The 25,506-nt window shown below is 65.8% G+C and carries 37 protein-coding genes; 36 read left to right on the top strand and 1 reads right to left on the bottom strand.

Features of this window, described 5'->3' with window-relative positions:
* The 33 genes from tuf to truA all read left to right on the top strand — a co-directional run bounded on the left by tuf (position 1) and on the right by truA (position 19,487).
* Positions 1-1,194, top strand: a complete 1,194-nt coding sequence (gene tuf, locus ABD848_RS21835) for an elongation factor Tu (RefSeq protein ID WP_344975922.1) — start codon at positions 1-3, stop codon at positions 1,192-1,194.
* A 218-nt stretch (positions 1,195-1,412) separates the two neighbouring features.
* Positions 1,413-1,721 (top strand): 30S ribosomal protein S10, encoded by a 309-nt coding sequence (gene rpsJ, locus ABD848_RS21830; protein WP_344975919.1) that lies wholly within the window; start codon positions 1,413-1,415, stop codon positions 1,719-1,721.
* 12 nt (positions 1,722-1,733) lie between these two features.
* A complete protein-coding gene (gene rplC / locus ABD848_RS21825; RefSeq protein ID WP_344975916.1) occupies positions 1,734-2,384 on the top strand; it encodes a 50S ribosomal protein L3 in 651 nt (216 codons plus the stop codon).
* A gap of 3 nt (positions 2,385-2,387) precedes the next feature.
* Positions 2,388-3,050, top strand: a complete 663-nt coding sequence (gene rplD, locus ABD848_RS21820; protein ID WP_344975913.1) for a 50S ribosomal protein L4 — start codon at positions 2,388-2,390, stop codon at positions 3,048-3,050.
* On the top strand, positions 3,047-3,337 hold the full coding sequence (rplW, locus tag ABD848_RS21815) for a 50S ribosomal protein L23 (protein WP_344975911.1): 291 nt from the start codon (positions 3,047-3,049) through the stop codon (positions 3,335-3,337). Before rplD ends, rplW begins: the two co-directional genes overlap by 4 nt.
* Before the next feature lie 53 nt (positions 3,338-3,390).
* Complete coding sequence (gene rplB, locus ABD848_RS21810) at positions 3,391-4,224, top strand: 50S ribosomal protein L2 (RefSeq protein ID WP_344975908.1); 834 nt, start codon at positions 3,391-3,393, stop codon at positions 4,222-4,224.
* A gap of 12 nt (positions 4,225-4,236) precedes the next feature.
* Positions 4,237-4,515 (top strand): 30S ribosomal protein S19, encoded by a 279-nt coding sequence (rpsS, locus tag ABD848_RS21805; RefSeq protein ID WP_344975906.1) that lies wholly within the window; start codon positions 4,237-4,239, stop codon positions 4,513-4,515.
* Positions 4,516-4,585: 70 nt separating this feature from the next.
* A complete protein-coding gene (gene rplV, locus ABD848_RS21800) occupies positions 4,586-4,969 on the top strand; it encodes a 50S ribosomal protein L22 (RefSeq protein ID WP_344975903.1) in 384 nt (127 codons plus the stop codon).
* A complete protein-coding gene (gene rpsC / locus ABD848_RS21795; protein ID WP_344975900.1) occupies positions 4,969-5,823 on the top strand; it encodes a 30S ribosomal protein S3 in 855 nt (284 codons plus the stop codon). The genes rplV and rpsC overlap by 1 nt, the downstream gene beginning before the upstream one ends.
* A 3-nt stretch (positions 5,824-5,826) precedes the next feature.
* A complete protein-coding gene (gene rplP / locus ABD848_RS21790) occupies positions 5,827-6,243 on the top strand; it encodes a 50S ribosomal protein L16 (RefSeq protein WP_344975897.1) in 417 nt (138 codons plus the stop codon).
* On the top strand, positions 6,243-6,497 hold the full coding sequence (gene rpmC / locus ABD848_RS21785) for a 50S ribosomal protein L29 (RefSeq protein WP_344975894.1): 255 nt from the start codon (positions 6,243-6,245) through the stop codon (positions 6,495-6,497). The genes rplP and rpmC overlap by 1 nt, the downstream gene beginning before the upstream one ends.
* The gene (gene rpsQ, locus ABD848_RS21780; RefSeq protein WP_344975891.1) at positions 6,494-6,772 is read left to right on the top strand and encodes a 30S ribosomal protein S17; all 279 of its coding nucleotides are present in this window, start codon (positions 6,494-6,496) and stop codon (positions 6,770-6,772) included. The genes rpmC and rpsQ overlap by 4 nt, the downstream gene beginning before the upstream one ends.
* Before the next feature lie 158 nt (positions 6,773-6,930).
* Complete coding sequence (rplN, locus tag ABD848_RS21775; RefSeq protein WP_344975888.1) at positions 6,931-7,299, top strand: 50S ribosomal protein L14; 369 nt, start codon at positions 6,931-6,933, stop codon at positions 7,297-7,299.
* A 3-nt stretch (positions 7,300-7,302) separates the two neighbouring features.
* Positions 7,303-7,608 carry a 50S ribosomal protein L24 gene (gene rplX, locus ABD848_RS21770; protein WP_344975885.1) on the top strand — a complete coding sequence of 102 codons (306 nt, stop codon included), beginning with the start codon at positions 7,303-7,305 and terminating at the stop codon, positions 7,606-7,608.
* Complete coding sequence (gene rplE, locus ABD848_RS21765) at positions 7,608-8,183, top strand: 50S ribosomal protein L5 (RefSeq protein ID WP_344975883.1); 576 nt, start codon at positions 7,608-7,610, stop codon at positions 8,181-8,183. The genes rplX and rplE overlap by 1 nt, the downstream gene beginning before the upstream one ends.
* Before the next feature lie 49 nt (positions 8,184-8,232).
* Positions 8,233-8,418, top strand: a complete 186-nt coding sequence (locus tag ABD848_RS21760) for a type Z 30S ribosomal protein S14 (protein WP_344975880.1) — start codon at positions 8,233-8,235, stop codon at positions 8,416-8,418.
* Between the two features lie 263 nt (positions 8,419-8,681).
* Positions 8,682-9,080 carry a 30S ribosomal protein S8 gene (gene rpsH, locus ABD848_RS21755; RefSeq protein ID WP_344975877.1) on the top strand — a complete coding sequence of 133 codons (399 nt, stop codon included), beginning with the start codon at positions 8,682-8,684 and terminating at the stop codon, positions 9,078-9,080.
* Between the two features lie 15 nt (positions 9,081-9,095).
* Positions 9,096-9,632 carry a 50S ribosomal protein L6 gene (gene rplF / locus ABD848_RS21750; protein WP_344975874.1) on the top strand — a complete coding sequence of 179 codons (537 nt, stop codon included), beginning with the start codon at positions 9,096-9,098 and terminating at the stop codon, positions 9,630-9,632.
* A 2-nt stretch (positions 9,633-9,634) separates the two neighbouring features.
* On the top strand, positions 9,635-10,021 hold the full coding sequence (gene rplR, locus ABD848_RS21745) for a 50S ribosomal protein L18 (protein ID WP_344975871.1): 387 nt from the start codon (positions 9,635-9,637) through the stop codon (positions 10,019-10,021).
* Between the two features lie 51 nt (positions 10,022-10,072).
* The gene (gene rpsE, locus ABD848_RS21740; RefSeq protein WP_344975868.1) at positions 10,073-10,675 is read left to right on the top strand and encodes a 30S ribosomal protein S5; all 603 of its coding nucleotides are present in this window, start codon (positions 10,073-10,075) and stop codon (positions 10,673-10,675) included.
* Positions 10,676-10,678: 3 nt separating this feature from the next.
* Positions 10,679-10,864 (top strand): 50S ribosomal protein L30, encoded by a 186-nt coding sequence (rpmD, locus tag ABD848_RS21735; protein ID WP_344975865.1) that lies wholly within the window; start codon positions 10,679-10,681, stop codon positions 10,862-10,864.
* Positions 10,861-11,325 (top strand): 50S ribosomal protein L15, encoded by a 465-nt coding sequence (gene rplO / locus ABD848_RS21730; RefSeq protein WP_344975862.1) that lies wholly within the window; start codon positions 10,861-10,863, stop codon positions 11,323-11,325. The genes rpmD and rplO overlap by 4 nt, the downstream gene beginning before the upstream one ends.
* Positions 11,326-11,653: 328 nt before the next feature.
* Complete coding sequence (secY, locus tag ABD848_RS21725) at positions 11,654-12,973, top strand: preprotein translocase subunit SecY (protein ID WP_344975858.1); 1,320 nt, start codon at positions 11,654-11,656, stop codon at positions 12,971-12,973.
* Positions 12,973-13,620: an adenylate kinase gene (locus tag ABD848_RS21720; RefSeq protein WP_344975855.1), complete on the top strand. Its 648-nt coding sequence runs from the start codon at positions 12,973-12,975 to the stop codon at positions 13,618-13,620. Before secY ends, ABD848_RS21720 begins: the two co-directional genes overlap by 1 nt.
* Positions 13,620-14,447: a type I methionyl aminopeptidase gene (gene map / locus ABD848_RS21715; protein ID WP_344975853.1), complete on the top strand. Its 828-nt coding sequence runs from the start codon at positions 13,620-13,622 to the stop codon at positions 14,445-14,447. The genes ABD848_RS21720 and map overlap by 1 nt, the downstream gene beginning before the upstream one ends.
* 128 nt (positions 14,448-14,575) lie before the next feature.
* Positions 14,576-15,040 carry a DUF1707 domain-containing protein gene (locus ABD848_RS21710; RefSeq protein WP_344975850.1) on the top strand — a complete coding sequence of 155 codons (465 nt, stop codon included), beginning with the start codon at positions 14,576-14,578 and terminating at the stop codon, positions 15,038-15,040.
* Positions 15,041-15,331: 291 nt separating this feature from the next.
* Entirely contained in the window at positions 15,332-15,553 is a 222-nt protein-coding gene (gene infA, locus ABD848_RS21705; protein ID WP_017593374.1) for a translation initiation factor IF-1, read from the top strand.
* A 63-nt stretch (positions 15,554-15,616) separates the two neighbouring features.
* Complete coding sequence (gene rpmJ / locus ABD848_RS21700) at positions 15,617-15,730, top strand: 50S ribosomal protein L36 (protein WP_344975846.1); 114 nt, start codon at positions 15,617-15,619, stop codon at positions 15,728-15,730.
* 209 nt (positions 15,731-15,939) lie between these two features.
* The gene (gene rpsM, locus ABD848_RS21695; RefSeq protein ID WP_344975844.1) at positions 15,940-16,320 is read left to right on the top strand and encodes a 30S ribosomal protein S13; all 381 of its coding nucleotides are present in this window, start codon (positions 15,940-15,942) and stop codon (positions 16,318-16,320) included.
* Between the two features lie 70 nt (positions 16,321-16,390).
* Complete coding sequence (gene rpsK, locus ABD848_RS21690; protein WP_344975841.1) at positions 16,391-16,795, top strand: 30S ribosomal protein S11; 405 nt, start codon at positions 16,391-16,393, stop codon at positions 16,793-16,795.
* A 142-nt stretch (positions 16,796-16,937) separates the two neighbouring features.
* Positions 16,938-17,957 (top strand): DNA-directed RNA polymerase subunit alpha, encoded by a 1,020-nt coding sequence (locus ABD848_RS21685; RefSeq protein ID WP_344975838.1) that lies wholly within the window; start codon positions 16,938-16,940, stop codon positions 17,955-17,957.
* 69 nt (positions 17,958-18,026) lie between these two features.
* Positions 18,027-18,509 carry a 50S ribosomal protein L17 gene (gene rplQ, locus ABD848_RS21680; RefSeq protein ID WP_344975835.1) on the top strand — a complete coding sequence of 161 codons (483 nt, stop codon included), beginning with the start codon at positions 18,027-18,029 and terminating at the stop codon, positions 18,507-18,509.
* A 123-nt stretch (positions 18,510-18,632) separates the two neighbouring features.
* The gene (gene truA / locus ABD848_RS21675; RefSeq protein ID WP_344975832.1) at positions 18,633-19,487 is read left to right on the top strand and encodes a tRNA pseudouridine(38-40) synthase TruA; all 855 of its coding nucleotides are present in this window, start codon (positions 18,633-18,635) and stop codon (positions 19,485-19,487) included.
* A gap of 403 nt (positions 19,488-19,890) precedes the next feature.
* On the opposite strand, the gene ABD848_RS21670 is transcribed toward truA, so the two are convergent.
* Positions 19,891-20,820 carry a hypothetical protein gene (locus ABD848_RS21670; protein WP_344975830.1) on the bottom strand — a complete coding sequence of 310 codons (930 nt, stop codon included), beginning with the start codon at positions 20,818-20,820 and terminating at the stop codon, positions 19,891-19,893.
* Between the two features lie 2,025 nt (positions 20,821-22,845).
* Between ABD848_RS21670 and rplM the strand changes: the two genes are divergently transcribed.
* The 3 genes from rplM (at position 22,846) to glmM (ending at position 25,471) form a co-directional block, all read left to right on the top strand.
* Positions 22,846-23,295 (top strand): 50S ribosomal protein L13, encoded by a 450-nt coding sequence (rplM, locus tag ABD848_RS21665; protein WP_344975827.1) that lies wholly within the window; start codon positions 22,846-22,848, stop codon positions 23,293-23,295.
* A 37-nt stretch (positions 23,296-23,332) separates the two neighbouring features.
* The gene (rpsI, locus tag ABD848_RS21660; RefSeq protein ID WP_344975824.1) at positions 23,333-23,851 is read left to right on the top strand and encodes a 30S ribosomal protein S9; all 519 of its coding nucleotides are present in this window, start codon (positions 23,333-23,335) and stop codon (positions 23,849-23,851) included.
* 279 nt (positions 23,852-24,130) lie between these two features.
* The gene (gene glmM, locus ABD848_RS21655; protein ID WP_344975822.1) at positions 24,131-25,471 is read left to right on the top strand and encodes a phosphoglucosamine mutase; all 1,341 of its coding nucleotides are present in this window, start codon (positions 24,131-24,133) and stop codon (positions 25,469-25,471) included.
* Positions 25,472-25,506: the final 35 nt, after the last annotated feature.

Here is a 25,506-nt window from a genome sequence, read left to right as displayed (position 1 = left end):
GTGGCGAAGGCCAAGTTCGACCGGAACAAGCCGCACGTAAACATCGGCACCATCGGTCACATTGACCATGGCAAGACCACGCTGACGGCGGCGATCACGAAGGTGCTCCACGAGGCCCACCCGGAGCTCAACCCCTTCACGCCCTTCGAGGACATCGACAAGGCGCCGGAGGAGCGCGAGCGCGGTATCACGATTTCCATCGCGCACGTGGAGTACCAGACCGAGCACCGCCACTACGCGCACGTCGACTGCCCCGGTCACGCCGACTACGTCAAGAACATGATCACCGGTGCCGCCCAGATGGACGGCGCGATCCTGGTGGTCGCCGCCACCGACGGCCCCATGCCGCAGACCAAGGAGCACGTCATCCTGGCCCGCCAGGTTGCCGTGCCCTACATCGTCGTCGCTCTGAACAAGGCCGACATGGTCGACGACGACGAGATCTTCGAGCTCGTCGAGCTGGAGGTCCGCGAGCTGCTCAGCGAGTACGAGTTCCCCGGCGACGAGGTGCCCGTCATCCGCGTCTCCGCTCTCAAGGCCCTTGAAGGCGAGGAGACCTGGACCAACGCCATCCTCGAGCTGATGAACGCCTGCGACGACAACATCCCCGAGCCGCAGCGGGACGTTGACAAGCCGTTCCTGATGCCCATCGAGGATGTCTTCTCCATCACCGGTCGCGGCACGGTCGTCACCGGTCGGGTCGAGCGTGGTGTCATCAACGTCAACGAGACGGTCGACATCGTCGGCATCAAGGACACCAAGCAGACCACCACGGTCACCGGTGTTGAGATGTTCCGCAAGCTGCTCGACCAGGGGCAGGCCGGCGACAACGTCGGTCTGCTGCTGCGCGGCATCAAGCGCGAGGACGTCGAGCGTGGCCAGGTTGTCATCAAGCCTGGCACCACCACGCCGCACACCCAGTTCGAGGGTCAGGTCGTCATCCTGTCCAAGGACGAGGGTGGCCGCCACACGCCCTTCTTCAACAACTACCGGCCGCAGTTCTACTTCCGCACCACCGACGTCACCGGTGTCGTCACGCTGCCCGAGGGCACCGAGATGGTCATGCCCGGTGACAACACGTCGATGACGGTTGAGCTGATCCAGCCGGTCGCGATGGAAGAGGGCCTGAAGTTCGCCGTTCGCGAGGGCGGCCGGACCGTCGGCGCGGGCCAGGTCACGAAGATCATCAAGTAGCACGCGCTACTCCGGGCGGTCGAGCCCATAGCTCGGCCGCCCACTCCATGAACGACGTCATCTGGCTCTGTAGCGGCGATGCCACCTCAGGGGACACCCGCAGCGGTTTCTTAGATGAATAGAGCCTCAAGCGATAAAGGGCGACCCCCTTTGGGCACAGGGCCGGTCTCCGGCACCGCGCCTCTACGGACACTTAAGCGAAGGACGAAAAGGCCACCATGGCGGGACAGAAGATCCGCATTCGGCTCAAGGCCTATGACCACGAGGTCATCGACAGCTCGGCGCGCAAGATCGTCGAGACCGTGACGCGGACTGGCGCGCAGGTCGCCGGCCCGGTGCCGTTGCCGACGGAGAAGAACACGTACTGCGTTATCCGATCGCCGCACAAGTACAAGGACTCGCGCGAGCATTTCGAGATGCGTACGCACAAGCGGCTGATCGACATCATCGACCCGACGCCGAAAACCGTCGACTCGCTCATGCGACTCGATCTTCCGGCCGGCGTCGACATCGAGATCAAGCTTTAAGGACGCACTGACATGGCCACCAAACAGATCAAGGGAGTTCTGGGCGAGAAGCTCGGCATGACCCAGGTCTTCAACGACGAGGGCAGGATCGTGCCCGTGACGGTCCTGAAGGCCGGCCCGTGCGTCGTTTCGCGCGTCCGGACTCCGGAGACCGACGGCTACTCCGCCGTCCAGATCGGGTACGGAAACATCAACCCGCGCAAGGTGAACAAGCCGCTGGGGGACTACCTCCGCCGGCACGAGCTTCCCCTCCAGCGGCACTACGTCGAGGTCCGCACCGAGGACGCCAGCGAGTACACGCTGGGCCAAGAACTTACCGCCGACACCTTCGAGGCCGGCCAGCTCGTCGATGTCACGGGCAAGAGCAAGGGCAAGGGCTTCGCGGGCACCATGAAGCGCCACGGCTTCCACGGTCTGGGCGCCTCGCACGGTACGCACCGCAAGCACCGTTCGCCCGGCGCCATCGGCGGCTGCGCCACGCCCGGCCGCGTGTTCAAGGGCGTGCGGATGGCGGGGCGCATGGGTAACAAGCGCACCACCGTCCAGAACCTCCTCGTGCACTCGGTGGACGCCGAGAAGGGCCTCATCCTGGTCAAGGGTGCGGTTCCCGGCCCCAACGGCGGGCTGGTGCTCGTCCGCACCGCCGTGAAAGGGGACAACTAACCCATGTCGACGATCGAGGTCAAAAACCCCGACGGCACGGCCGGCCGGAGCGTTGAGCTCCCGGGCGAGATCTTCGCGCAGCAGGTGAACATCCCCCTGATGCACCAGGTCGTCATCGCCCAGCAGGCCGCGGGCCGGCAGGGGACCCACGCCACGAAGACGCGGGGCCAGGTGCGCGGCGGTGGCAAGAAGCCCTACCGCCAGAAGGGCACTGGTCGCGCTCGACAGGGCTCGATCCGCGCCCCCCAGTTCACCGGCGGCGGCACGGTCCACGGCCCTCAGCCGCGCGACTACACCCAGCGCACCCCGAAGAAGATGAAGGCCGCCGCCTTGCGTGGGGCCCTCTCCGACCGGGCCAACCACGGTCGCGTGCACGTGATCAGCGAGTTCCTCCCTGAGGACGTGACGACCAAGCGCACCCAGACCGCGCTGAAGGCGCTGCACCAGATCACCACGGCCCGCCGGGTTCTGGTGGTTCTGGCCCACGCCGACCAGCACAATCGTCTCGCGCTGCGCAACGTGCCCGAGGTCCACATTCTCAACGCGACTCAGGTGAACACCTACGACGTCCTCCGTTCCGACGACGTCATCTTCACTGAGAGCGGCTACGAGGAGTTCCTGGCCCACGCCGCGGGCGCGTCGAAGGGCAAGGAGGACGAGCAGTGAGGATTCCTGACCCTCGCGACATCATCATCGAGCCGGTGATCTCTGAGAAGAGCTACGGCCTGATGGACCAGAACAAGTACACCTTCCTCGTTCGCCCCACTGCCAACAAGACGCAGATCAAGCAGGCGATCGAGGAGATCTTTGAAGTGAAGGTCACGGGTGTCAACACGATCAACCGGCAGGGTAAGCGCAAGCGTACCCGGTTTGGTTACGGGAAGCGTCCCGACACCAAGCGAGCGATCGTGAGCCTGCGCGACGGCGACCGGATCGACATCTTCGGTGCCTGAGTCGCCCAATCGACCGTTTCACCTCATGAGCACGTAAGGAATGCGCGAAAAAGATGGGCATTCGTAAACGCAAGCCGACGACACCGGGTCGTCGCGGCTCCAGCGCGAGCACTTTTGTCGAGATCACGCGCTCGAAGCCGGAGAAGTCCCTTGTGCGTCCGCTGCACTCCAAGGGCGGGCGCAACACGCACGGCCGCATCACCGCCCGCCACCAGGGCGGCGGTCACAAGCGTGCCTACCGTGTGATCGATTTCCGGCGCCACGACAAGGACGGGGTCACCGCCAAGGTCGCCCACATCGAGTACGACCCCAACCGCACCGCACGTATCGCGCTGCTGCACTACATCGACGGCGAAAAGCGCTACATCCTCGCGCCCGCCGGTCTGAAGCAGGGCGACTACGTGGAGAACGGCCCGCAGGCCGACATCAAGCCCGGCAACTGCCTCCCGCTGCGCAACATCCCCACGGGTACGTTCGTGCACGCGGTCGAGCTCAAGCCGGGCGGCGGCGGCAAGCTGGGGCGTTCGGCCGGCTCACAGATCCAGCTTCTGGCCAAGGAGGGAGCCTACGCCACGCTGCGCATGCCCTCCGGTGAGATGCGCCAGGTCGAGGTCGTCTGCCGCGCCACCGTCGGTCAGGTGGGCAACGCCGAGCAGTCCAACATCAACTGGGGCAAGGCCGGCCGGATGCGGTGGAAGGGCAGGCGCCCGACCGTCCGCGGTGTGGTCATGAACCCGGTGGACCACCCGCTCGGCGGTGGTGAAGGTAAGAGCTCCGGTGGCCGCCACCCGGTGAGCCCCTGGGGTAAGCCCGAGGGGCGGACCCGCAAGCCGAACAAGAGCAGCGACCGGCTCATCGTGCGTCGGCGTAGCAAGAAGAAGCGGTAAGGAGCACGTCCGATGCCACGTAGTCTGAAAAAGGGCCCATTCGTCGATGACCACCTGTTGAAGAAGGTGGACGCGCAAAACGAGAAGGGCACCAAGAACGTCATCAAGACGTGGTCGCGCCGCTCCATGATCGTGCCGGAGATGATCGGTCACACGATCGCCGTCCACGACGGGCGCAAGCACGTCCCGGTGTTCATCTCCGAAACGATGGTCGGCCACAAGCTCGGCGAGTTCGCGCCCACGCGCACTTTCCGCAGCCACGTCAAGGAAGACCGCCGTAGCCGCCGTTAGCGGTTGCAAACAGTGAACAGCCGATACCCCACGGTGTGTGGGGGTGATTTCCGTGAGCGAGGGAAAAGCGATGGAAACGAGGGCTCGAGCACGGTATATCCGTGTCACGCCCCAAAAGGCCCGCCGTGTGGTGGACCTTATTCGCGGGCTGCCCGCTGACGAGGCACAGGCGGTGCTGCGGTTCGCGCCCCAAGCGGCCAGCGAACCGGTGGGCAAGGTGCTCGCGAGCGCCATCGCCAACGCCGAGCACAACAACAAGCTGGACCGCGAGACGCTGGTGGTCAGCCGCATCTGGGTGGACGAGGGTCCGACCCTGAAGCGCATCCGGCCGCGGGGCTTTGGCCGCGCCTTCCGGGTCACCAAGCGGACGTGCCACATCACGGTGGTCGTCGCGCCGCAGGAGACCGTCGCGGCGGGCACCTCGTCCAACAAGACGAAGGGAAGGACCCGATAGTGGGGCAGAAGATTAACCCGCACGGGTTCCGGCTCGGCATTACCACCGATTTCAAGAGCCGGTGGTACGCCGACAAGCTGTACAAGGACTACGTCAAAGAAGACGTGGCCATCCGCCGGATGCTCAACCGCGGGATGGAGCGCGCCGGAATCTCCAAGGTCGAGATCGAGCGCACTCGCGACCGCGTTCGCGTCGACATCCACACCGCCCGGCCGGGCATCGTCATCGGCCGTCGCGGTTCGGAGGCCGACCGCATCCGCGCCGACCTTGAGAAGCTGACCCGCAAGCAGGTGCAGCTCAACATTCTTGAGGTCAAGAACCCCGAGGTCGACGCGCAGCTTGTCGCCCAAGGGGTCGCGGAGCAGCTTTCCAGCCGGGTCGCGTTCCGGCGGGCGATGCGTAAGGCGATGCAGGCCGCGGTCAAGAACGGCGCCAAGGGTATCCGTATCCAGTGTGGCGGCCGTCTTGGTGGCGCCGAGATGTCGCGGTCGGAGTTCTACCGTGAGGGCCGCGTGCCGCTGCACACCCTCCGCGCCGACATCGACTACGGCTTCTTCGAGGCCAGGACCACGTTCGGCCGTATCGGCGTGAAGGTGTGGATCTACAAGGGCGACGCCCCGCAGACCCGCGCCGAGCGCGAGGCCGCTCAAGCCGCGCAGCGCTCTGCCGGCAACGCCGGCGGCGGTGGCGGCGGCGGTGGCGGTGGCCAGCGCCGGGAGCGTCCGCAGCGCCGTCGTCGTGGCGGCGGCGGTGGCGGCGGCCAGCAGCAGAGCGGCCAGCAGGCGAAGTCCACCTCGGCAGAGGCGACACAGACGGCTGGGTCCGCTTCCGACTCAGGTAACGAGGGGAGCTGACCGATGCTGATTCCCCGCAAGGTCAAGTACCGCAAACAGCACCACCCGGACCTCTCCGGCCGTGCCAAGGGCGGCACGAGGGTCAACTTCGGTGAGTACGGCATCCAGGCACTGGACGCCGCCTACGTCACCAACCGGCAGATCGAGGCGGCGCGTATCGCCATCACTCGCCACATCCGCCGTGGCGGAAAGGTCTGGATCAACATCTTCCCGGACCGTCCGCTGACCAAGAAGCCCGCGGAGACCCGTATGGGGTCCGGTAAGGGCTCCCCCGAGTGGTGGGTGGCTCCGGTCAAGCCCGGACGTGTGATGTTCGAGCTTTCCGGTGTGTCCGAGCCCGTGGCCAAGGAGGCCATGCGGCGGGCGATGCACAAGCTGCCCATGAGGTGCAAGTTCGTGAAGCGCGAAGTGGAGGCGTGATGGCAAAGTCCCTGACCGCCCAAGAGCTTCGGGACCAGAGTATGGACAGCCTGGTCACCAAGCTCAAGGAGGCGAAAGAGGAGCTGTTCAACCTCCGCTTCCAGGCCGCTACCGGGCAACTCGACAACCACGGTCGACTCCGTGTGGTCAAGCGTGACATCGCTCGGATTTACACGGTCATGCGCGAGCACGAGCTCGGCATCATGCCACTGGCCGGCGAGTCGGCTGAGAAAACGAAGGAAGCGGCCGAATGAGCGAGACCAGGACACAAAGCTCCGAGCGCAACTACCGCAAGGTGCGCGAGGGCTACGTCGTCAGCGACAAGATGAACAAGACGGTCGTTGTCGAGGTGGAGGACCGCGTCAAGCACTCGCTGTACGGCAAGGTCATCCGCCGCACAACGAAGTACAAGGCCCACGACGAAGCGAACACCTGCGGTGTCGGTGACCGGGTCCAGCTCATGGAGACCCGGCCGCTGTCGGCGACCAAGCGCTGGCGCGTCGTGGAGATCCTGGAGAAGGCTAAGTAAGCCCCTGCCTTCCGGCGGCCGGGGGAGAGCGGCCAAGCCCGCGGGAGGAGCCCGCAGGCGACGCCCGATCCCCCGTCGGCCGCCATTTAGGGGGCATAGGGGCGCGACCACCTAGCGAGCGCGGGCAGTGAACCCGCGCGCATATATCAGGAGCAGACGTGATTCAGCAGGAGTCGCGACTCAAGGTCGCCGACAACACGGGGGCCAAGGAAATCTTGACCGTCCGTGTCCTCGGTGGCTCGGGTCGGCGCTACGCGGGCATCGGTGACACCATCGTGGCGACGGTGAAGACGGCCCTTCCCGGCGCGGGCGTGAAGAAAGGCGATATCGTCAAGGCCGTTGTCGTGCGCACCAGGAAGGAGCGCCGCCGGCCCGACGGCTCCTACATTCGCTTCGATGAGAACGCAGCCGTGCTCATCAGGGACACTGGAGACCCGCGAGGCACCCGTATCTTCGGGCCGGTCGGCCGCGAGCTGCGGGACAAGAGGTTCATGCGCATCATCTCGCTAGCGCCGGAGGTGCTTTAGGCGATGAAGATCAAGAAGGACGACGAGGTCGTCGTCATCGCCGGCAAAGACAAGGGTGCCACTGGGAAGGTCCTGCGAGCCCTTCCCAAGGAGCAGCGTGTCGTCGTCGAGGGCGTCAACCTCATCAAGAAGCACAAGAAAGCCAACCAGGCGAGCGGGCAGCAGGGCGAGGTCATCACTAGGGAAGCGCCCATCCACGTCAGCAACGTGGCGTTCCTGGAGGACGGCAAGCCCACCCGGATCGGTTACCGCTTTGAAGAAGACGGGACCAAGGTCCGGATCTCCCGCCGTACCGGTAAGGACATCTGATGACGGCCACAACTGAGACCACCGCTCCGCCGATTCCGCGGTTGAAGGAAAAGTACCGCTCGGAGATCATTCCGGCGCTGCGCGAGGAGTTCCGCTACGCCAACATCATGCAGGTCCCCGGTCTGACCAAGATCGCGGTCAACATGGGTGTTGGTGAGGCTACGCGCGATGCCAAGCTGATCCAGGGCGCCATCTCGGACCTGTCGGCCATCACCGGCCAAAAGCCCCGAGTGAACCGCGCCAAGAAGTCCGTTGCGCAGTTCAAGCTGCGTGAAGGACAGCCGATCGGCGCCAGTTGCACGCTGCGTGGTAACCGGATGTGGGAGTTCCTCGACCGGCTGCTCTCGTTGGCGCTGCCTCGGATTCGCGATTTCCGCGGGCTCTCCCCGAACCAGTTCGACGGCAACGGCAACTACACGTTCGGTCTGAACGAGCAGGTTATGTTCCACGAGATCAACCCTGACCAGATCGATCGGCAGCGCGGTATGGACATCACCGTCGTCACCACGGCCGCCACCGACGAGGAGGGCCGGTTCCTGCTCAGGCAGCTCGGCTTCCCGTTCAAGAGCGCCTAGGCGGGAACTCGGCACGTCACGTCCAGCAGGAGCCAGGGAGACGACAGAGATGGCGAAGAAATCACTGATCGCGAAGGCGAACCGGAAACAGAAGTTCGCGGTTCGCGCGTATACTCGATGCTCGCGGTGCGGCCGTTCGCGCGCCGTGTTCCGGAAGTTCGGCCTCTGCCGCATCTGCTTCCGCGACATGGCGCACCGGGGAGAGCTCCCGGGCATCGCCAAGTCGAGCTGGTAGACCCGAGCGGCGGCCTTTTCCCGGCCGCCCGCGGGGTCAAGCAGCGGCTGTAGCCAAGCGACAGCGGACGGATGACCACCATCGCGTCCAGCGGATAGACGAATGAACCGACCGGGCACCGTGCCGGCGCGACACGCGCGCCGCCTGTGCCCATGACCACGCCGTAGGTCCTAAAGGTCCTCTGTGTCCGAAGCGCAGGGGAACAGGCTCCCAGGGAGAGTCCTGGCCTTGGGGAAACCGCGGTGAGGAAGGGCCGATCGGCCATGACGATGACCGACCCGATCGCAGACATGCTCACCCGTCTGCGTAACGCGAATTCGGCGCATCACGATACCGTGACGATGCCGTATTCCAAGATCAAGGCGCACATCGCCGAGATCCTGCAACAGGAGGGCTACGTCCAGAGCTGGCGCTCCGAGGATGCGCAGGTCGGCAAGAGCCTTGTGGTGGACCTGAAGTACGGGCCCACTCGTGAGCGTTCGATCGCCGGTGTCCGCCGTGTCTCCAAGCCAGGCCTGCGCGTCTACGCAAAGAAGGACAACCTTCCGCGCGTCCTGGGTGGCCTTGGCGTGGCCATCATTTCGACGTCCGCCGGTCTGATGACCGACAAACAGGCCAAGAAGCGTGGCGTGGGCGGCGAAGTCCTCGCCTACGTCTGGTAAGGGAGAGATTTCAGCATGTCGCGAATCGGTCGACTGCCGATCTCGGTCCCCAAAGGCGTCGAAGTCACCATTGACGGGCAAGACGTCAAGGTCAAGGGGCCGAAAGGCGAACTCAGTCACACCATCGACGAGCCGATCACCATTTCATATGAGGACGGCGAGCTCCGGGTGATCCGCCCGAATGACCAGCCCGATGTGCGGTCGCTGCACGGCCTCACCCGCGCGCTGCTCGCCAACATCATTCAGGGCGTCTCCCAGGGGTACTCCAAGACGCTGGAGATCCACGGCGTCGGGTACCGCGTCCAGGCCCGGGGAGACAACCTGGAGTTCTCGCTGGGCTACAGCCACCCCATCACGGTGGAGCCGCCAGAGGGCATCACGTTCCGCGTGGAGCGCCCGACTCAGTTGGTGGTCGAGGGGATCGACAAGCAACTTGTGGGCCAGGTGGCAGCCAATATTCGCAACCTGCGCCGGCCCGATCCGTACAAGGCCAAGGGCGTGCGGTACCAAGGCGAACGCATCCGCCGCAAGGCCGGAAAGGCTGGTAAGTAAGCATGGCGAAGAGCACGACGCCTGTTCGCACGCGTTCCGGCTCACGCGCGGCTTCCCGGCTGCGGCGGCATGCGCGCATCCGCAAGAAGATTTCGGGGACCCCTTCACGTCCGCGTCTGGTCGTCACCCGGTCTTCCAAGCACATGTTTGCCCAGGTGGTGGACGACACCAAGGGGTTTACCCTGGTCTCGGCCAGCACCATGGAGGCACCCGTCCGCGCCCAAGATGCTCAAAAGACCGAGAAGTCGCAGCGGGTGGGCGAGTTGATCGCTCAGCGTGCAACGGAACGCGGCATCACGTCGGTCGTCTTTGACCGGGGCGGCTACAAGTACCACGGGCGTATCGCCGCGCTGGCTGACGGTGCGCGTTCCGGCGGGCTGGAGTTCTGACGTGATGACTCCGGCCAATGGCAAGACTAACGACGAGAAGAGGGACCACTGATGGCTGCATCTCCGCGGCGCGGCGCCGGTGGCGAGCGGCGTGATCGCCGTGACGATCGCCGCGGCGGCGCCGCAGACAAGGGTGTCTCCTACATCGAACGTGTGGTGACCATCAACCGGGTCGCCAAGGTTGTTAAGGGCGGTCGGCGCTTCAGCTTCACCGCTCTGGTCGTCGTGGGCGACGGCAACGGGATGGTCGGCGTCGGCTACGGCAAGGCCAAGGAAGTTCCCGCCGCTATCGCCAAGGGCGTCGAAGAGGCCAAGAAGAACTTCTTCAAGGTGCCTCGGATTCAGGGGACCATCACGCACAAGGTCGAGGGGCAGGACGCCGCTGGCATCGTCATGCTGCGTCCGGCCGCTCCGGGTACCGGTGTTATCGCGGGTGGCCCGGTTCGGGCCGTGCTGGAGTGCGCGGGCGTCCACGACGTGCTGACCAAGTCGCTCGGTTCGGCCAACCCGATTAACATCGTCCACGCGACGGTGGCCGGGCTCAAGGAGCTGAAGCGTCCTGAGGAGATCGCGGCTCGCCGCGGCCTGCCGATCGAGGATGTCGCACCGCCCGCCATGCTCCGGGCCCGCGCGGAAGCGAAGGCGGGAACGTAGACCATGGCGAAGCTGAAGATCACTCAAGTCCGATCCAAGATCGGCGGTAAGCAGAAGCAGCGTGACACGCTGCGTTCGCTCGGGCTGGGACGGATCGGCAAGTCCGTCCTGCGAGACAACCGCCCCGAGGTCCGCGGGCAGATCAACGTGGTCGCGCACCTCGTCTCCGTCGAGGAGGTCAGCGAATGAGCGAGTACACCCCCGACGAGCCCCTTAAGCTCCACCACCTGCGTCCCGCCAAGGGCGCTAACAAGGCCAAGACCCGCAAGGGTCGCGGCGAGGCCTCCAAGGGCAAGACCGCCGGCCGCGGTACCAAGGGAACGAAGGCACGCTCCACCGTTCCCGCCGGTTTCGAGGGTGGCCAACTCCCCTTGGTCCAGCGGGTCCCCAAGCTCAGGGGCTTCAGCAACGCACGGTTCAAGACTGTTTATGAAATCGTGAACCTCGACAAGCTGAGTGAGTTGTACCCGGAGGGTGGCGAGGTCACTGTCGAGGCGCTGATCGCCCGGCGGGTTGTTCACAAGAACAGGCCAGTGAAGATCCTGGGCACCGGCGAAATTTCGGTGCCCGTTCAGGTAAGCGCGCATGCGTTTTCCGCTTCGGCCCGCGAGAAGATCACCGCCGCCGGCGGTACGGTCACCGAGCTGTAGGGATTTTCGAAAAATTCCTGCTTCCCGTGAGGTCACAGGGCGCCCGTCAGGCCGATTCCCGAATTCGGGAACCTGCGGGCGCCTTTGTGCGTTCGCAAAGGGACGTATCGGGATGGCTCGGGCGTATCGGGACGCTTTGCCAGCGGTTCAGCGTCATAACGTGATCGTTGCATCGCCGTTCCGGTACATCTGGCGTATGGCTGCTAGGGTGCCATCTGCTGTAAGCTTCCGGGCTCACGTCGCCTCGTGAGCCACCAATCGACAACGATCCAGGACCGGCCGCGATGTCACGAATCGGTTCCGCCGCCGAAACCGTGCAGGAGGAGACGTGCTAGGTGCGTTCATCCGGGCGTTCCGCACGCCCGACCTGCGCAATAAGCTGCTGTTCACCATCTTCATTTTGACCATCTTCCGCCTGGGAGCGGTGATACCCGCACCGGGCGTCAATACCGCAGCGATCAAGCAGTGTGTGCAAGACGCACAGGCCGCTGATTCCTCCGGTATCTACTCGCTGGTCAACCTCTTCAGTGGTGGTGCCCTGCTCCAGCTTGCAGTATTCGCGTTGGGCATCATGCCCTACATCACCGCAAGCATCATCCTGAACCTGATGACGGTGGTGATCCCGCGGCTGGAGGCTCTGAAGAAGGAGGGCCAGGCGGGACAGGCCAAGATCACGCAATACACGCGGTACTTGACCGTGGCACTGGCGGTCCTGCAATCCACCAGTATCATCGCTCTGGCGCAAACCGGTCAGCTCTTCCAGACCGCCACCTGCCAGCCTTCGGACTACCTGCCCAACCAAGGGGTCGTCACCCTCGTCACGATGGTCTTCGTGATGACGGCCGGTACCTGCGTCATCATGTGGCTCGGGGAGCTCATCACCGAGCGTGGTGTCGGCAACGGCATGTCGCTGCTGATCTTCACGCAGGTCATCGCGGTCTTCCCCTCGTCGATTGGGCGGATCTGGCAGGAGCAGAGCAGTTGGGTCTTCGCGCTCATCTGCGCCGCCGGCCTGGTGCTTATCACCGGTGTGGTCTTCATGGAGCAGGCACAGCGCCGTATCCCGGTTCAGTACGCCAAGCGTATGGTCGGCCGGCGGATGTACGGCGGCAGTTCCACTTATATCCCCTTGAAGGTCAACCAAGCGGGCATTATCCCCGTGATTTTCGCCTCCTCGCTGCTGTACCTGCCACAGTTGGCTATCGGCCTCATCGGTCGCGACTCCGACAACCCCGTGGTCAACTTCCTGGCAACGTACTTCCCCGCCGACGGCGGTCACGCGGTCTACATGGCCACCTTCTTCCTCCTGATCGTGGGCTTCGCGTTCTTCTACGTCGCGATTACCTTCAACCCCACTGAAGTCGCCGACAACATGAAGAAGTACGGTGGATTCATCCCCAGTATCCGTCCTGGGCGTCCGACCGCCGAGTACTTGGACTACGTCCTCACTCGGCTGACGACTCCCGGGTCGCTGTATCTGGGGCTGATCGCTCTGCTGCCGATGCTGGCCTTGGGAGCTTCCGGGGCTGGGGGGAACTTCCCCTTCGGCGGCACGAGCATCCTAATTATGGTCGGTGTCGGGCTGGACACGGTGAAGCAGATCGAGAGTCACCTCCAGCAGCGAAACTACGAAGGTTTTCTGCGATAGTGCGTGCCGTATTGGTGGGCCCTCCGGGTGCCGGTAAGGGGACCCAGGCTCAGATCCTGGCGTCAGAGATGTCGATTCCCAAGGTGTCTACAGGCGACATCTTCCGTGCCAACGTCAGCGGGGGCACGGAGTTGGGCAAGCAGGCCAAGAGCTACATGGATCGGGGGGATCTCGTTCCCGACGAGGTCACCAACGCCATGGTTCGCGACCGCCTCGCTGAGTCCGATGCGCTGTCGGGCTTCCTGCTCGACGGCTTCCCCCGCAACGTGGCCCAAGCCGAGACCCTCGACAAGATGCTCGGGGACATGGGCAAGCGCCTCGACGTGGTGCTTGAGCTCAAGGTGGACGAGGAAGAGGTCGTCAAACGGCTGTCGGGGCGGCGGATCTGCCGCGACTGTGGCCGTGCGCAGCACGTTGACTACGACCCCCCGAAGGTGGCGGGCGTGTGCGACACGTGCGGCGGTGAGCTGTTCCAGCGTGAGGACGATCGAGAGGAGACCATTCGGCACCGTCTCGACGTCTACCACGAGCAGACCGCGCCTTTGGTGGCTTTCTACAGCGAGGCAGGTCTGCTCGCCACGATCGACGCCACGGGTGCCGTCGAAGATGTGACCGAGCGGGCGCTGACAGCGCTGCGCGCCACGTGATGGTTTTCTCGAAAACAAGAACTTCGGTTCAGGTCAAAACCGAGCCGGAGATCGCGAAGATGCGGGCGGCGGGCCAGATTGTGGCCCGCACGCTCGACACCCTCCGTTCGGCGGTACGGCCGGGGATAACCACCCTCGACCTCGACGCTATTGCTGAGCACTCCATCCGGGAAGCCGGAGCGGTCCCGTCCTTCAAGGGCTACTACGGCTTTCCCGGCTCCATCTGCGCCTCGGTCAACGAGGAAGTGGTCCACGGTATCCCGCGTAGCGACAAGGTGCTGCGTGAGGGCGACCTCATCTCCATCGACTGCGGCGCCATCCTCGACGGCTGGCACGGCGATTCCGCGATCACCGTGGCCGTGGGCGAGGTGACCGAGGAGGAACGCACCGCTATGCAGGTGTGCGAGCAGGCGATGTGGCAGGGCATCGCCGCCATGCTCCCCGGCAACCGGCTCGCCGACATCGGCCACGCCATCGAGAGCTACATCGACTCTCGCGGCAGCTACGGCAACGTGCACGAGTACGGCGGTCACGGCATCGGTACCGAGATGCACATGGAGCCGCACGTGCTCAACTACGCCACCCAGCGCAAGGGCATCCGGCTCGTACGGGGCATGTGCCTGGCGATCGAGCCCATGGTGAACCTGGGCCAGCGCCACGTGGCCCAGCTCGACGACGGCTGGACCGTGGTGACCCAAGACGGCCGCAAGTCGACGCACTTCGAGCATTCGGTAGCCATCACCGATGACGGACCGAGGGTGCTCACCGCCCGGGACGAGAACCTCGCCACCATCGCGGAACGGGGATGGCCCCACCCTGACGGGTGATGACGGGTGAGCCTCCCGTGCCGCTTGCCCGGTTCCACGGACAAAGACGCGCCGGTTAGCTCGGCTAGGATGGTGGTCGGCAGCAGTTCACGGTAGGTGCGCACACTCCTGGGCGGATGGTGAGGCCAATGTCGGAGCCTTCGGCTGAGATCCGCGCCGCTGATGCCGATCGCGACCGAGTCGCCCAACAACTACAGGAGCACTTTGCGCAGGGCCGCCTCGACAGCGAGGAACTCAGCAGTCGGATAGCGCGCGCCCACACAGCCCGCAGTATCCGTGAACTCGACCAACTCACGTCCGACCTGCCGGCGTGGGACCTCGCAGAGCTGCCCCGTGTCCCGGCTAAGAGCCGTAAGCCTCGCGGACTCGCCGTCTTGTCGCAGAACCCGGTGCTGCTGATCCCGTGGATGACGTGGGGCGGGGTCAACGCGCTGTGTTTCGCGATCTGGCTGCTGGCTATGGTGGGCAGCGGCGGCACGACCTATCCGTGGTTCTTGTGGGTTGCCGTACCCTGGGGAATCGTCATGGCCTTCATCACGCTCGGCACGGTGCTCGTCCGCCGCTCTGGGGAAGGTCTCGACGGGGGAGGCTGATCCGGAAACGTCTTTGGCGGCCCGGGTGTGGGCACTGTCCTCGATGCCTCTCAACACACGCTAAGATAGAAGAGCCCATACGCGGGCTGTTGGGTCAGTCTGCCTTCATTCGCGCCCGTTCATCGCGTTGGCGTATGCTATTGCAGTTGACCTGATCTTCCAGCGTGCCCATCTCTTACGGCGCGTTCCCAGGTGTTGTCGCCAATAGTGGCCGCGTTACCTCTGGGGGGCGGCTGGAGACGTGTTGGGTTGGTTTGAGTCAACTTAGTCGATGAACGAAGCGTGGAGGACATGGCAAAGAAAGACGGCGCCATCGAGATCGAGGGCTCCGTTATCGAGTCCCTACCCAACGCTATGTTCCGAGTGGAGCTCGACAACGGGCACAAGGTCCTTGCCCACATCAGCGGCAAGATGCGAATGCACTACATCCGCATTCTTCCCGACGACCGGGTCGTCGTTGAGCTGAGCCCGTACGACCTCACGCGCGGGCGCATCGTTTACCGCTACAAGTAGCCGCACTGCGTTGGCCGCCCGGTCACGGGCGTGGGTGCGGTGTCTACGAAGTCCGGAGCCACCATGAAGGTCAAGCCCAGCGTCAAGAAGATCTGTTCCAAGTGCAGGGTGATCCGCCGCAACGGCCGGATCATGGTCATCTGCTCTGATCCGCGGCACAAGCAGCGCCAAGGCTGATCCCATCTTCTTGACCGTACGATCCGGCGCGTACCCCTGTACAGGGGCAGCGAGCGCTTGTGACCTGTAAGTCACGCTAAGTCCCGTTCTCGATTCCCACGCGGCGCCTCGGGAATAACCCCCGGTCGGAGGCCGGGGCCTCGTCGATTGGGCGATGAGAGGAAAGAGAGCGGGAAAGACCTCCGCATAGCACGAAGGAGATCGCCCACATGGCACGTATTGCCGGCGTCGATCTCCCCCGCGACAAGCGGGTGGAGATCGCTCTCACCTATCTCTACGGGGTTGGCCACACGCGCGCCGTCGAAACCCTGCAAAATACGGGTGTCGACCCCTCGACCCGCGTGCACCAGCTCACCGAGGATCAGTTGATCAAGCTGCGCGACTGGATCGACGCCAACTATCAGGTCGAAGGTGACCTCCGTCGCGAGGTTCAGGCCGACATCCGGCGCAAGATGGAGATCGGTAGCTACCAAGGCATCCGGCACCGCCGCAACCTTCCTGTGCACGGCCAGCGCACGCAGACCAACGCGCGCACGCGCAAGGGGAAGAAGAAGACCGTGGCCGGTAAGAAGAAGGCCGGTAGGAAGTAGTCCGTCCGGACTGACGTTCTCGTTCGCGTCCGGAACACCAACGGACCGATGATCTCAGGAGTTTTCGCCAATGCCGCCTAAGGGCCGCCAGAGCACCGCGCGTAAGGTGCGTCGCAAGGAAAAGAAGAATATTTCCCACGGGCATGCTCACATCAAGAGCACGTTCAACAACACGATCGTGAGCATCACCGACCCCGCTGGGGCCGTGATCTCGTGGGCGAGTTCCGGACAGGTCGGCTTCAAGGGGTCGCGTAAGTCCACCCCGTTCGCCGCGCAGATGGCAGCCGAGGCGGCTGCCCGCCGCGCCCAGGAACACGGTGTGCGCAAGGTCGACGTGTTCGTCAAGGGGCCCGGCTCCGGCCGCGAGACCGCCATCCGTTCGCTCCAGGCCACGGGCCTGGAAGTCGGTTCCATCCAGGACGTCACGCCGGTGCCGCACAACGGCTGCCGTCCGCCTAAGCGCCGCCGGGTCTAACCCTCCCGAAGCGGCGTTCGCCGCGCTGTTCCCGCTATGCCTTTGGGCACACGGGGAATTGGGTAATTACGAGGCTTCGCGCCCGCGGAGCCCCACCAGTGGCCGTCAAATAGCGGGCGGCCGTGGGAAAGGAAGAATGGCCATGCTGATCGCTCAGCGTCCAACCCTCACCGAAGAGTCGACCTCGGACCTTCGCTCCAAGTTCGTGATCGAGCCGCTGGAGCCGGGATTCGGGTACACGATCGGCAACTCGCTGCGTCGTACCCTGCTGTCGTCCATTCCGGGTGCGGCTGTGACCAACATCCGCATCGAGGGCGTCGAGCACGAGTTCACCACCGTGCCCGGCGTCAAGGAAGACGTCACCGAGATCATCCTCAACCTCAAGGGGCTGGTCGTCAGCTCCGAACACGATGAGCCGGTGCTGATGTACCTGCGCAAGCAGGGGCCGGGAACGGTCACGGCTGCCGACATCGCTCCGCCGGCCGGGGTTGAGGTCCACAACCCCGAGCTGCACATCGCGACTCTCAACGGCAAGGGCAAACTTGAGATGGAGCTGACGGTCGAGCGTGGCCGCGGTTACGTCTCCGCGTCGCAAAACAAGCAGCAAGGGCAAGACATCGGCCGGATTCCGATCGACTCGATCTACTCGCCGGTCCTGCGTGTCACCTACAAGGTCGAAGCCACCCGTGTGGAGCAGCGCACCGACTTCGACCGGCTGATCCTGGACGTGGAGACCAAGCCGGCGATCCGGGCCCGCGACGCCGTGGCCAGCGCCGGCAAGACTCTCGTGGAGCTGTTCAGCCTGGCCCGTGAGCTCAACGTCGACGCCGAGGGCATCGACATGGGGCCGTCCCCCTCGGACGCCGCCCTCGCCGCGGACCTTGCTTTGCCCATCGAGGATCTCAACCTCACCGTCCGCTCCTACAACTGCCTCAAGCGCGAGGGCATCCACTCCGTGGGTGAGCTTGTCGCCCGCTCCGAGCAGGACCTGCTGGATATAAGGAACTTCGGCGCGAAGTCCATCGAAGAGGTCAAGCAGAAGCTGGTCGACATGGGGCTCTCCCTCAAGGACTCCCCGCCCGGGTTCGACCCCACCAGCGCGGCCGACTCTTACGGCTCCGAGGACGACGACGAGTCCTACGTCGAGACGGAGCAGTTCTAGCCGGTAGCACGTTTTAGACCCACGGCCGAGTGACGGACGCGGGTCCCACCGACGAGGAGAACCACAACCATGCCCACGCCGACCAAGGGGCCTCGCCTAGGTTCCGGCCCATCACATGAGCAGCTCATGCTGGCGAACCTGGCGGCCTCGCTGTTCCAGCACGGTCGAATCAAGACCACCGAGGCGAAGGCCAAGCGGCTGCGTCCCTACGCCGAGAAGCTCATCACCCTGGGCAAGCGCGGTGACCTGCACGCTCGTCGCCTCGTGCTGCGCAAGATCTCCGACAAGGGGGTCGTGCACGAGCTCTTCACCGAGATCGGCCCGCGCTACGAGAACCGCAACGGCGGCTACACCCGTATCACCAAGATCGGTCCGCGCAAGGGCGACAACGCCCCCATGGCCATGATCGAGCTGGTGGAGGCCCTGCCGGCCAACGCCGCCACCACGCGCGGCGCCCAAGCCGCGCAGGAGGCCGCGGCTGCGGAGGCCGGCGGGCAGGCGGCCGGTGCGCAGGCCGAGACTGAGGAGACCGAGGAGAAGGACGAGACGTAGGGCTCTTCAGTCCCTACCTTTGCAGTCCGCCTTGTGGCGTCGGGTGCCAGGTTCCCGCGGGAACCTGGCACCCGTGCTTTTTCGGGCTTTGCGTTCTTGGGGTGTGAGGAGGCGTTGGCGCGAGTGGAGTTAAGGGAGCCGACGAGCGAGGAACGACCGCTGCGGCTACGGCTGGACATCGCCTATGACGGCACCGAATTCTCCGGCTGGGCCCAGCAGCCGCAGCGGCGCACCGTCCAAGGTGAGTTGCAGGCCGCCCTGGCGCGGGTGCTGCGGTTGCCCGAGGAACCCAAGCTGACGGTGGCCGGCCGCACAGACGCCGGCGTGCACGCTCGGGGCCAGGTCGCCCACCTTGACCTACCTGAGCGGGTGTGGCAGGTGGAGGGAGAGCGGCTGCCGCGCCGCTTGGCGGCCGTGCTCCCGGGCGACCTGCGGGTCCACGGGGTGGCGCCGGCGCCCGAGGGCTTTGACGCGCGCTTCTCACCGCTGTTTCGCCGCTATGTCTACCGGGTCAGTGACGCCCCGTGGGGGGTCGATCCGTTGCGCCGTCACGATGTGCTGTGGCACCGTCGACCGCTTGACGTGGAGCGGATGAACACCGCCGCCGGCGCTCTCCTGGGAGAGCACGATTTCGCCGCCTACTGCCGCAAGCGCGAGGGGGCGACGACGATCCGCGAACTCCAGCGGCTGTCGTGGGAGCGCATGGAGCAGCCCCATTTCTACGCCGCCACGGTGCAGGCCGACGCTTTCTGCCACAACATGGTCCGCGCGCTCGTCGGAGCCTTGCTCGCCGTTGGCGACGGTCGTCGCGACATCGCCTGGCCGGGCCGGGTTTTGGCGGGGGGCGTGCGCGACTCCGCTGTGTACGTGGTTCCGCCCCATGGCCTCAGTCTTGAGGAGATCCGCTATCCCGAGGACGCCGACCTAGCGAGCCGCGCCCAGGCCACCCGCCGCGTCCGCACTCTGGAGTGCGGTTAGGTTCTGTTTTCGGAAAGGGCGGCGAGAGCGGGCGGTGGGCGAAAAGCGGGTGAGCGCGTCCGCCGGCGCCCCATGGGCCGACGAGATCGCGCAGCGATCGAGGCACGAGCCCACGACGAACCCCACAGCCCCCACCTCAGCCGTTCGAAAATCAGAACCTGGTCCGCTCGGCGGGGCCGGCTGCGCTCCATATCGGTCGCGGCGGTTCTTCCGTCCTTCGTATCGCCGTGCGGGCCGCTCCGAGGCGGGCCGATCCTCCTCCCGCCCTGCTTCTTGGCTCGCTGGCCGGGCGATGAGAGACAAAACGGGCGGGCGTCGTGGCACTGCACGTGCGGAAGGCGCCACGACACCCGCCCGTTTTTCGTTTTCTTCCGCGCGTTACCGCGCGCGGTGCCCAGCGACGTCAGCCCTTGGCCCGCTCGCCCAGCGAGGTCAAGGGAATGTTGACGAACGCCTTACTGATATCGGCCAGTTCGGTGTCCTCGCTTGCGGGAGCCTGGCCGTCGCTGTTGGCAGCGAGGGAGAAGATCAGGTAACGCCCCCAGACGGCGCCGCTGGCGTGGCCTCCGGCGTAGTCGAGGTTCTCCGCCCCGCTGCCCTCCTCGCCGGACAGTCCCGCGAACCAGGTGGCCGAGGCCAGGTCTTGGCCTTCTTGGGCGGCCTGAGCGCCTTCGGCATTGGCCATAGCCGCCACACCGACCGTGACCGCGTGCGTCTGGTCCTCGTTGACGTAGGAGGCCCTGACGACCTGGCGGCAATCGTTGTTGTTGAGCACCTCGCCGTAGCCGCCGTGTGTCGTGGTGGCGCACTCTTCGGTGTCGTCGGTTTGTGCCAGCGTAAACGTCTCGTCGCCGACCTCGATGGTCTCGGCGGCGAAGAGTTCGTTGATCGACAGGGCCTCGGAGTCGTTCGACTCGTTGGACACCCGGGCGACGTCGTACTCGCCCGAAGAGCCGCCGGGCTGGATCGCGAACAGGAATGCCGCGCCGCCGGCCGCAACCAGCAGGGCGAGGAAACCGGCGCCGATAAGGGCGGCCCGGTTGCGGTCGAGCCTGCGCGGCGAGCCGGAAGCGCTCTTGAACGAGGAGACGTCGATCTCGGCAGTGGTGTTGCTCTTGCCGGGCGCAACGGTTTCGTCCCGGAACATGGGCCGCCCGTCGAAAGCGTCGTTCGCGGGAGCATTACCGGGCGGGTTCACCGATCCGTCGTCGACGGGGCGCATCGACTGGGTGGCGCCGGCATCGCCGCCGTAGGGGGGCTGAGCCGCCGCCTCGCCAGGTGCACCCGGGAACAGTCCATGGGCTGCGGCATTCTCGTTCCCTCCGGGAGGCACGACCCGTCCTTGGAGAGCGGAGGGGCCGCCCGGCGGGGGAGCGCCGTAACCCGGGAGCGGCTGGGACGGCTGTCCCGAGCCGGCTGGTGGCTGTCCCTGCGGCGGTCCCGGATAGGGGTGGGGGGAGTGCTGGCCGGGAGGTGGGGCGGGCGCATGCCCGTGCGGCGGCCCGGCTTGTGTCCCTCCTGGCCCTGGCGGCGGGGCGTGCTGCGGCTGCTGCGGACCGTATCCGCCCTGCTGGGGTCCGTAGGCGGGGGCGCCGGAAGGCGGCTGAGCCCCGGAGGGCGAGTTCGGTCCGGCGGCAGGCCCGTGCGGGGGGTATTGCGGTCCTGACGGAGGTGTAGCCGGCCCTTGGGGGCCCGCTCCTTGCCACGGCTGCTCGCCGCCGCTGTGAGGGGCCTGCGGTGGATAGGGCTGGTGGGGCGGCGGAGGTGGCGGGGGAGGGGCGCCGTGCGGGCCGCTGGGGCTCTCCTGCGGCGGGGGCTGCGGTGGCTGCTGCCCGCTGGGTCCCTGTGTGCCCACTCCGTGCCAATCAGCCGGTGGCTGCCCGGGCCCCTGGGCCGGAGGCGGCCCTGCCAGCGGGGGACGTTGCCCCTCGGCGGGTGGTGGGGACGGGGTGCCGGGCGCCGGTCCCTGGGGCGGCTGCTGGCCCTGCGGCGGTTGGGGAGACTGCCACGGTCCGCTAGGCGGCGCCCCGGCCTGGCCGGGTGCCTCCGAGCCTAGGGGAGGTGGGCCGCTCCATGGCCCCTGGGCAGGTCCGCCCATACCCTGCTCTGCTCCGTCTTGGTACGGAGGGTCTGGGTATGGGGGATAGGAAGCGGACTGACCGGGCTCGGCCCGACCATCGTGGGGGTCGTTGGTATTCGGTGCGATGGGAGAACTCCGGAGGTTATCCGTGGGCGGCGAAACGACAACTTCATCTTCCCGGTTCGCGCCCCCGGCCCCGGCGGAGGTGTGTTCGCCTCCGGAGGCGTCGGTGGGCGCGGCGGCGTGCCGGCCGTGTGGCTGCGATGATCCTGCTGGCGGTGGTGAGAGAGGCGACTCGCTGGGGGCCGCCCAATGCTCCCGCGATCGCTCTCCACTGTCTCGCCAGTCATCGGCGGGATCGGCGATGGCATACGGCGGTGGCGGTACGGCGAACGGCAACTGTTCGGAGTCGTTGGCCGCGGCGTCATCGCCGAAGGAGGCCGTGTGGGGTGAGGATAGCTGTTCGGGCTCGGAATCGTCGGAGGCGGGGACAAACCCCGAACTGTCATCGTTACGTGTCACGGGTTGTTCCTCGACGTCATCGCGCGAGTATGCGGGGCGCCCTGGGCGGCAAGGGGAGGGTCGCAGCAGGTTCGGAGGGTGACGTTGGGGAGCGCGCCCAGGGTGAGGGGTCTTTTCCGCTACCGTGCCCCAGACGGTTCGTGATTGAACGCTGTGCTTCTCGGTGACTCTAGCGTCATCATGGCCTGTGTGGGAGGGAGCGGGTGCGTCAGCCAGGGGCGGTACGGGCGATTGCGGGGTCCACGGTCTCGCCCGCCCTGCCGACGCCTCCGCCGAGCCAGGTGCGGGACGTTCGTGGCTCCGGTCACTCGTGACCACTGGCGTACCCAACCTGTGTTCGCTCGTGGCCTTCCGCTCTTTCGACTGCTGCTCCACCGCTGTCTTCTACGGTATGTGCCCAGTTGATCTTGGGTGGGGGCGGCGTGGTGGCGTGAGCACTCTGGCGAGAAGGCATAATTAGGAGTGGAGCTATCGACGGCCGTGCTGTGACCACTGGTCAAGCCATGATGCCAAACGGTATGATCGCGGGCCATTTTGACCTGGGCTCTGTTCGGTCGGTAAAATGCTCCGTCGTTGTGCGTTGAGCTTTCGTGGGTTCCCACGTGCTTCTTGTCGGGTGCCGATGAGGTATGACCGTTCTGCGCACTCAACCACCGGGTGTATCCGCCGAGAGGCGGTCCGGCCCAGCAATTACGAGTTCTCCATCTCCTGTTCCGTGGAGATGGATTCCGCCGACCGAGACGAAGGCTTACGATCGTGCGCACATACAGCCCCAAGCCCAACGATGTCCAGCGTCAGTGGCACGTCATCGACGCCAGCGATGTCGTGCTCGGGCGGCTGGCCAGCCACGTCGCTACCCTGCTCCGCGGCAAACACAAGCCGTACTACGCGCCCCACATCGACACCGGTGACTTCGTCATCGTCATCAATGCTGGGAAGGTGGCGCTCACCGGCCGCAAGCTGGAGCAGAAGCGGGCCTACCGACACTCCGGTTACCCCGGCGGTCTGCGCTCTGTCGCCTATGGCGAGCTGATCGCCAAGAACCCCGAGCGGGCCATCGAGAAGGCCGTCAAGGGCATGCTGCCGAAGAACTCACTCGGCCGCAAGATGGTCAAGAAGCTCAAGGTCTACGCGGGCCCGGAGCACCCGCACCAGGCGCAGCAGCCGGTGCCGTTCGAGATCGCCAAGCCCGGACAGCCCGCCTAGGCGTTAGCGAGACGTAGAAGGAAGTACGAGGAGAACCGTGGTCGAGCCCAACGGCATCGAAGCCGTCAACGAGGACGTGTCGGTTGAGGACAACCCCGAGGACTTTCCCGCTGAGTACACCAGTGAGAGTCCCGAGCCGGTAAGCCCGGGGTACGTTCCTACCGCGTCCGGCCCTGGAGCGGGCACTGGTCGCCGTAAGAAGGCCATCGCTCGTGTCCGTATCACTCCGGGCTCCGGCGAGTGGAAGGTCAACGGCAAGTCGCTGGAGGAATGCTTCCCTGACAAGGTCCACCAGCAGCTCATCAGGGAGCCGTTGGTCGCCCTTGGAATCGCCGACGCCTACGATGTTTTCGCCCGCCTCAACGGTGGCGGCACCAGCGGTCAGGCCGGTGCGCTGCGTCACGGCCTCGCCCGTGCCCTCGCCGGTCTGGACGTCGAGAACAACCGTCCCATCCTGAAGAAGGCCGGTTACCTTACCCGCGATGACCGTAAGGTCGAGCGGAAGAAGGCCGGTCTCAAGAAGGCCCGCAAGGCCCCGCAGTACTCCAAGCGGTAATCTCGCCGCTATCTCGGCCGGTGTGTACCGGCCGTTCCGGCTACGGCCCGCCGGCCGCCTGTTTTCGTCAAAACTGGTGGCCAGAGCGGGCCATAGCTGTTTTCGGGCGCCGTCCGCGCGGCACGTTGGTGCCATCCCCCGCGTGTGCGGTATTCGCGTGAATCAGCAGGCATGCTGTCTGTGAGTTGGATATCCGCTGTTTGGTGCCGGCCGCCTTGGCTCGCCTATCACTGCGGGCGCGGCGGCTGTCTTGGTATCGATTGAAGGGGCGAATGGTTCGTGGCTCGACTGTTTGGTACTGACGGGGTCCGAGGGGTCGCCGGTCGTGACCTCACGGCGTCGCTCGCGCTGGATCTCTCCATCGCCGCCGCGCAGGTGTTCACTGACGGCGAGTGCGTTGGTCCGCGCCCACTGGCGGTGGTGGGGCGCGACCCCAGGGCGTCTGGAGAGTTCTTGGAATCGGCTGTGGTCGCGGGGCTGGCCGGCGCAGGGGTGGACGTGATCCGGCTGGGGGTGTTGCCGACTCCGGCTGTGGCTCATCTGACGGACGAGCTCGGCGCCGACTTTGGCGTCATGCTCTCCGCCAGCCATAATCCCGCTCCTGACAACGGGATCAAGTTCTTCGGCCGCGGTGGACAGAAGCTGCCCGACGCCGTAGAGGACGAGATCGAGCTGCGGTTGGGAGGCGCACACGCCTACGCCATCGGCGCCGACGTGGGGCGCGTGAGCGACACCTCCGATGGGGCGGAGCGCTACGTGCGCCACCTGCTCGCCTCGCTGCCGTGCCAGTTGGACGGCCTGCGGATCGTGGTGGACTGCGCCAATGGGGCAGCCGCGCGGGTGGCTCCCGAGGCGCTGCGTCGCGCGGGCGCTCAGGTCGTCCCCGTCGCCGACCAGCCCAACGGCCTCAACATCAACGAGGACTGCGGTTCTACCTACCTGTCCCGGTTGCAAGAGGCGGTCCTGGAGCACGGCGCCGACGCGGGGATCGCCCACGACGGCGACGCTGACCGGTGTCTTGCCGTGGCTGCCGACGGCACTGTCGTGGACGGCGACCAGATCATGGCCATTCTCGCCCTTGAGTTGCACGAGGCCGGCGAGTTGGCCCAGGACACGCTCGTCACCACGGTGATGTCCAACCTTGGGCTGAAGCTGGCTATGAAGGACGCGGGAATCTCTGTGGTGGAGACCCCCGTGGGGGACCGCTACGTGCTGGAGGCGCTGCGGGAGGGCTCCTACTCGTTGGGGGGCGAGCAGTCGGGGCACGTGATCCTGTTGGGGCACGCCACCACCGGCGACGGGTTGCTCACCGCCCTGCGGCTACTCGGTGCGGTCAACCGGCGCGGCTTGTCATTGGCGGAGCTGGCGAAGGTGATGACCCGGCTGCCGCAGGTTCTCGTCAACGTGCGCGGCGTCGACAAGAGCAGGGTCACGACGTCGGCCGAGGTGACCGAGGCTGTGGCGGCTGCGGAGGCCGACTTGGGCGAGGCCGGCCGGGTGCTGATCCGGCCCAGTGGCACCGAGCCGATGGTTCGCGTCATGGTTGAGGCCACGGCTGAGTCTCACGCCCAGGAGGTCGCCGACCACCTGGCCGACGTCGTGCGGCGGGCGTTGGGCTGAGTGCGCCCACAGGGGTGGCTTCGCCTGTGTGGCGG

The organism is Salinactinospora qingdaonensis, from assembly GCF_039539445.1.
Taxonomy (GTDB): domain Bacteria; phylum Actinomycetota; class Actinomycetes; order Streptosporangiales; family Streptosporangiaceae; genus Salinactinospora; species Salinactinospora qingdaonensis.
The sequence above is the reverse complement of the archived record's forward strand: the minus strand, read 5'-3'. Positions and strand labels throughout refer to the sequence as shown.

Excerpts from the sequence above, each read along its gene's own strand:
- rplP (WP_344975897.1), top strand. The coding sequence starts at position 5,827 with ATGCTGATTCCCCGCAAGGTCAAGTACCGCAAACAGCACCACCCGGAC.
- ABD848_RS21685 (WP_344975838.1), top strand. The coding sequence starts at position 16,938 with ATGCTGATCGCTCAGCGTCCAACCCTCACCGAAGAGTCGACCTCGGAC.
- rpsS (WP_344975906.1), top strand. The coding sequence starts at position 4,237 with ATGCCACGTAGTCTGAAAAAGGGCCCATTCGTCGATGACCACCTGTTG.
- infA (WP_017593374.1), top strand. The coding sequence starts at position 15,332 with ATGGCAAAGAAAGACGGCGCCATCGAGATCGAGGGCTCCGTTATCGAG.
- ABD848_RS21760 (WP_344975880.1), top strand. The coding sequence starts at position 8,233 with ATGGCGAAGAAATCACTGATCGCGAAGGCGAACCGGAAACAGAAGTTC.
- rpsK (WP_344975841.1), top strand. The coding sequence starts at position 16,391 with ATGCCGCCTAAGGGCCGCCAGAGCACCGCGCGTAAGGTGCGTCGCAAG.
- rplD (WP_344975913.1), top strand. The coding sequence starts at position 2,388 with ATGTCGACGATCGAGGTCAAAAACCCCGACGGCACGGCCGGCCGGAGC.
- rpsJ (WP_344975919.1), top strand. The coding sequence starts at position 1,413 with ATGGCGGGACAGAAGATCCGCATTCGGCTCAAGGCCTATGACCACGAG.
- rplO (WP_344975862.1), top strand. The coding sequence starts at position 10,861 with ATGAGCGAGTACACCCCCGACGAGCCCCTTAAGCTCCACCACCTGCGT.
- rplB (WP_344975908.1), top strand. The coding sequence starts at position 3,391 with ATGGGCATTCGTAAACGCAAGCCGACGACACCGGGTCGTCGCGGCTCC.
- rpsQ (WP_344975891.1), top strand. The coding sequence starts at position 6,494 with ATGAGCGAGACCAGGACACAAAGCTCCGAGCGCAACTACCGCAAGGTG.
- rplC (WP_344975916.1), top strand. The coding sequence starts at position 1,734 with ATGGCCACCAAACAGATCAAGGGAGTTCTGGGCGAGAAGCTCGGCATG.
- ABD848_RS21710 (WP_344975850.1), top strand. The coding sequence starts at position 14,576 with ATGTCGGAGCCTTCGGCTGAGATCCGCGCCGCTGATGCCGATCGCGAC.
- rpsH (WP_344975877.1), top strand. The coding sequence starts at position 8,682 with ATGACGATGACCGACCCGATCGCAGACATGCTCACCCGTCTGCGTAAC.
- rplQ (WP_344975835.1), top strand. The coding sequence starts at position 18,027 with ATGCCCACGCCGACCAAGGGGCCTCGCCTAGGTTCCGGCCCATCACAT.
- rplF (WP_344975874.1), top strand. The coding sequence starts at position 9,096 with ATGTCGCGAATCGGTCGACTGCCGATCTCGGTCCCCAAAGGCGTCGAA.
- rpmD (WP_344975865.1), top strand. The coding sequence starts at position 10,679 with ATGGCGAAGCTGAAGATCACTCAAGTCCGATCCAAGATCGGCGGTAAG.
- rpsM (WP_344975844.1), top strand. The coding sequence starts at position 15,940 with ATGGCACGTATTGCCGGCGTCGATCTCCCCCGCGACAAGCGGGTGGAG.
- map (WP_344975853.1), top strand. The coding sequence starts at position 13,620 with ATGGTTTTCTCGAAAACAAGAACTTCGGTTCAGGTCAAAACCGAGCCG.
- rplV (WP_344975903.1), top strand. The coding sequence starts at position 4,586 with ATGGAAACGAGGGCTCGAGCACGGTATATCCGTGTCACGCCCCAAAAG.
- rpsE (WP_344975868.1), top strand. The coding sequence starts at position 10,073 with ATGGCTGCATCTCCGCGGCGCGGCGCCGGTGGCGAGCGGCGTGATCGC.
- rpmJ (WP_344975846.1), top strand. The coding sequence starts at position 15,617 with ATGAAGGTCAAGCCCAGCGTCAAGAAGATCTGTTCCAAGTGCAGGGTG.
- rplR (WP_344975871.1), top strand. The coding sequence starts at position 9,635 with ATGGCGAAGAGCACGACGCCTGTTCGCACGCGTTCCGGCTCACGCGCG.
- rplX (WP_344975885.1), top strand. The coding sequence starts at position 7,303 with ATGAAGATCAAGAAGGACGACGAGGTCGTCGTCATCGCCGGCAAAGAC.
- rpmC (WP_344975894.1), top strand. The coding sequence starts at position 6,243 with ATGGCAAAGTCCCTGACCGCCCAAGAGCTTCGGGACCAGAGTATGGAC.
- rplE (WP_344975883.1), top strand. The coding sequence starts at position 7,608 with ATGACGGCCACAACTGAGACCACCGCTCCGCCGATTCCGCGGTTGAAG.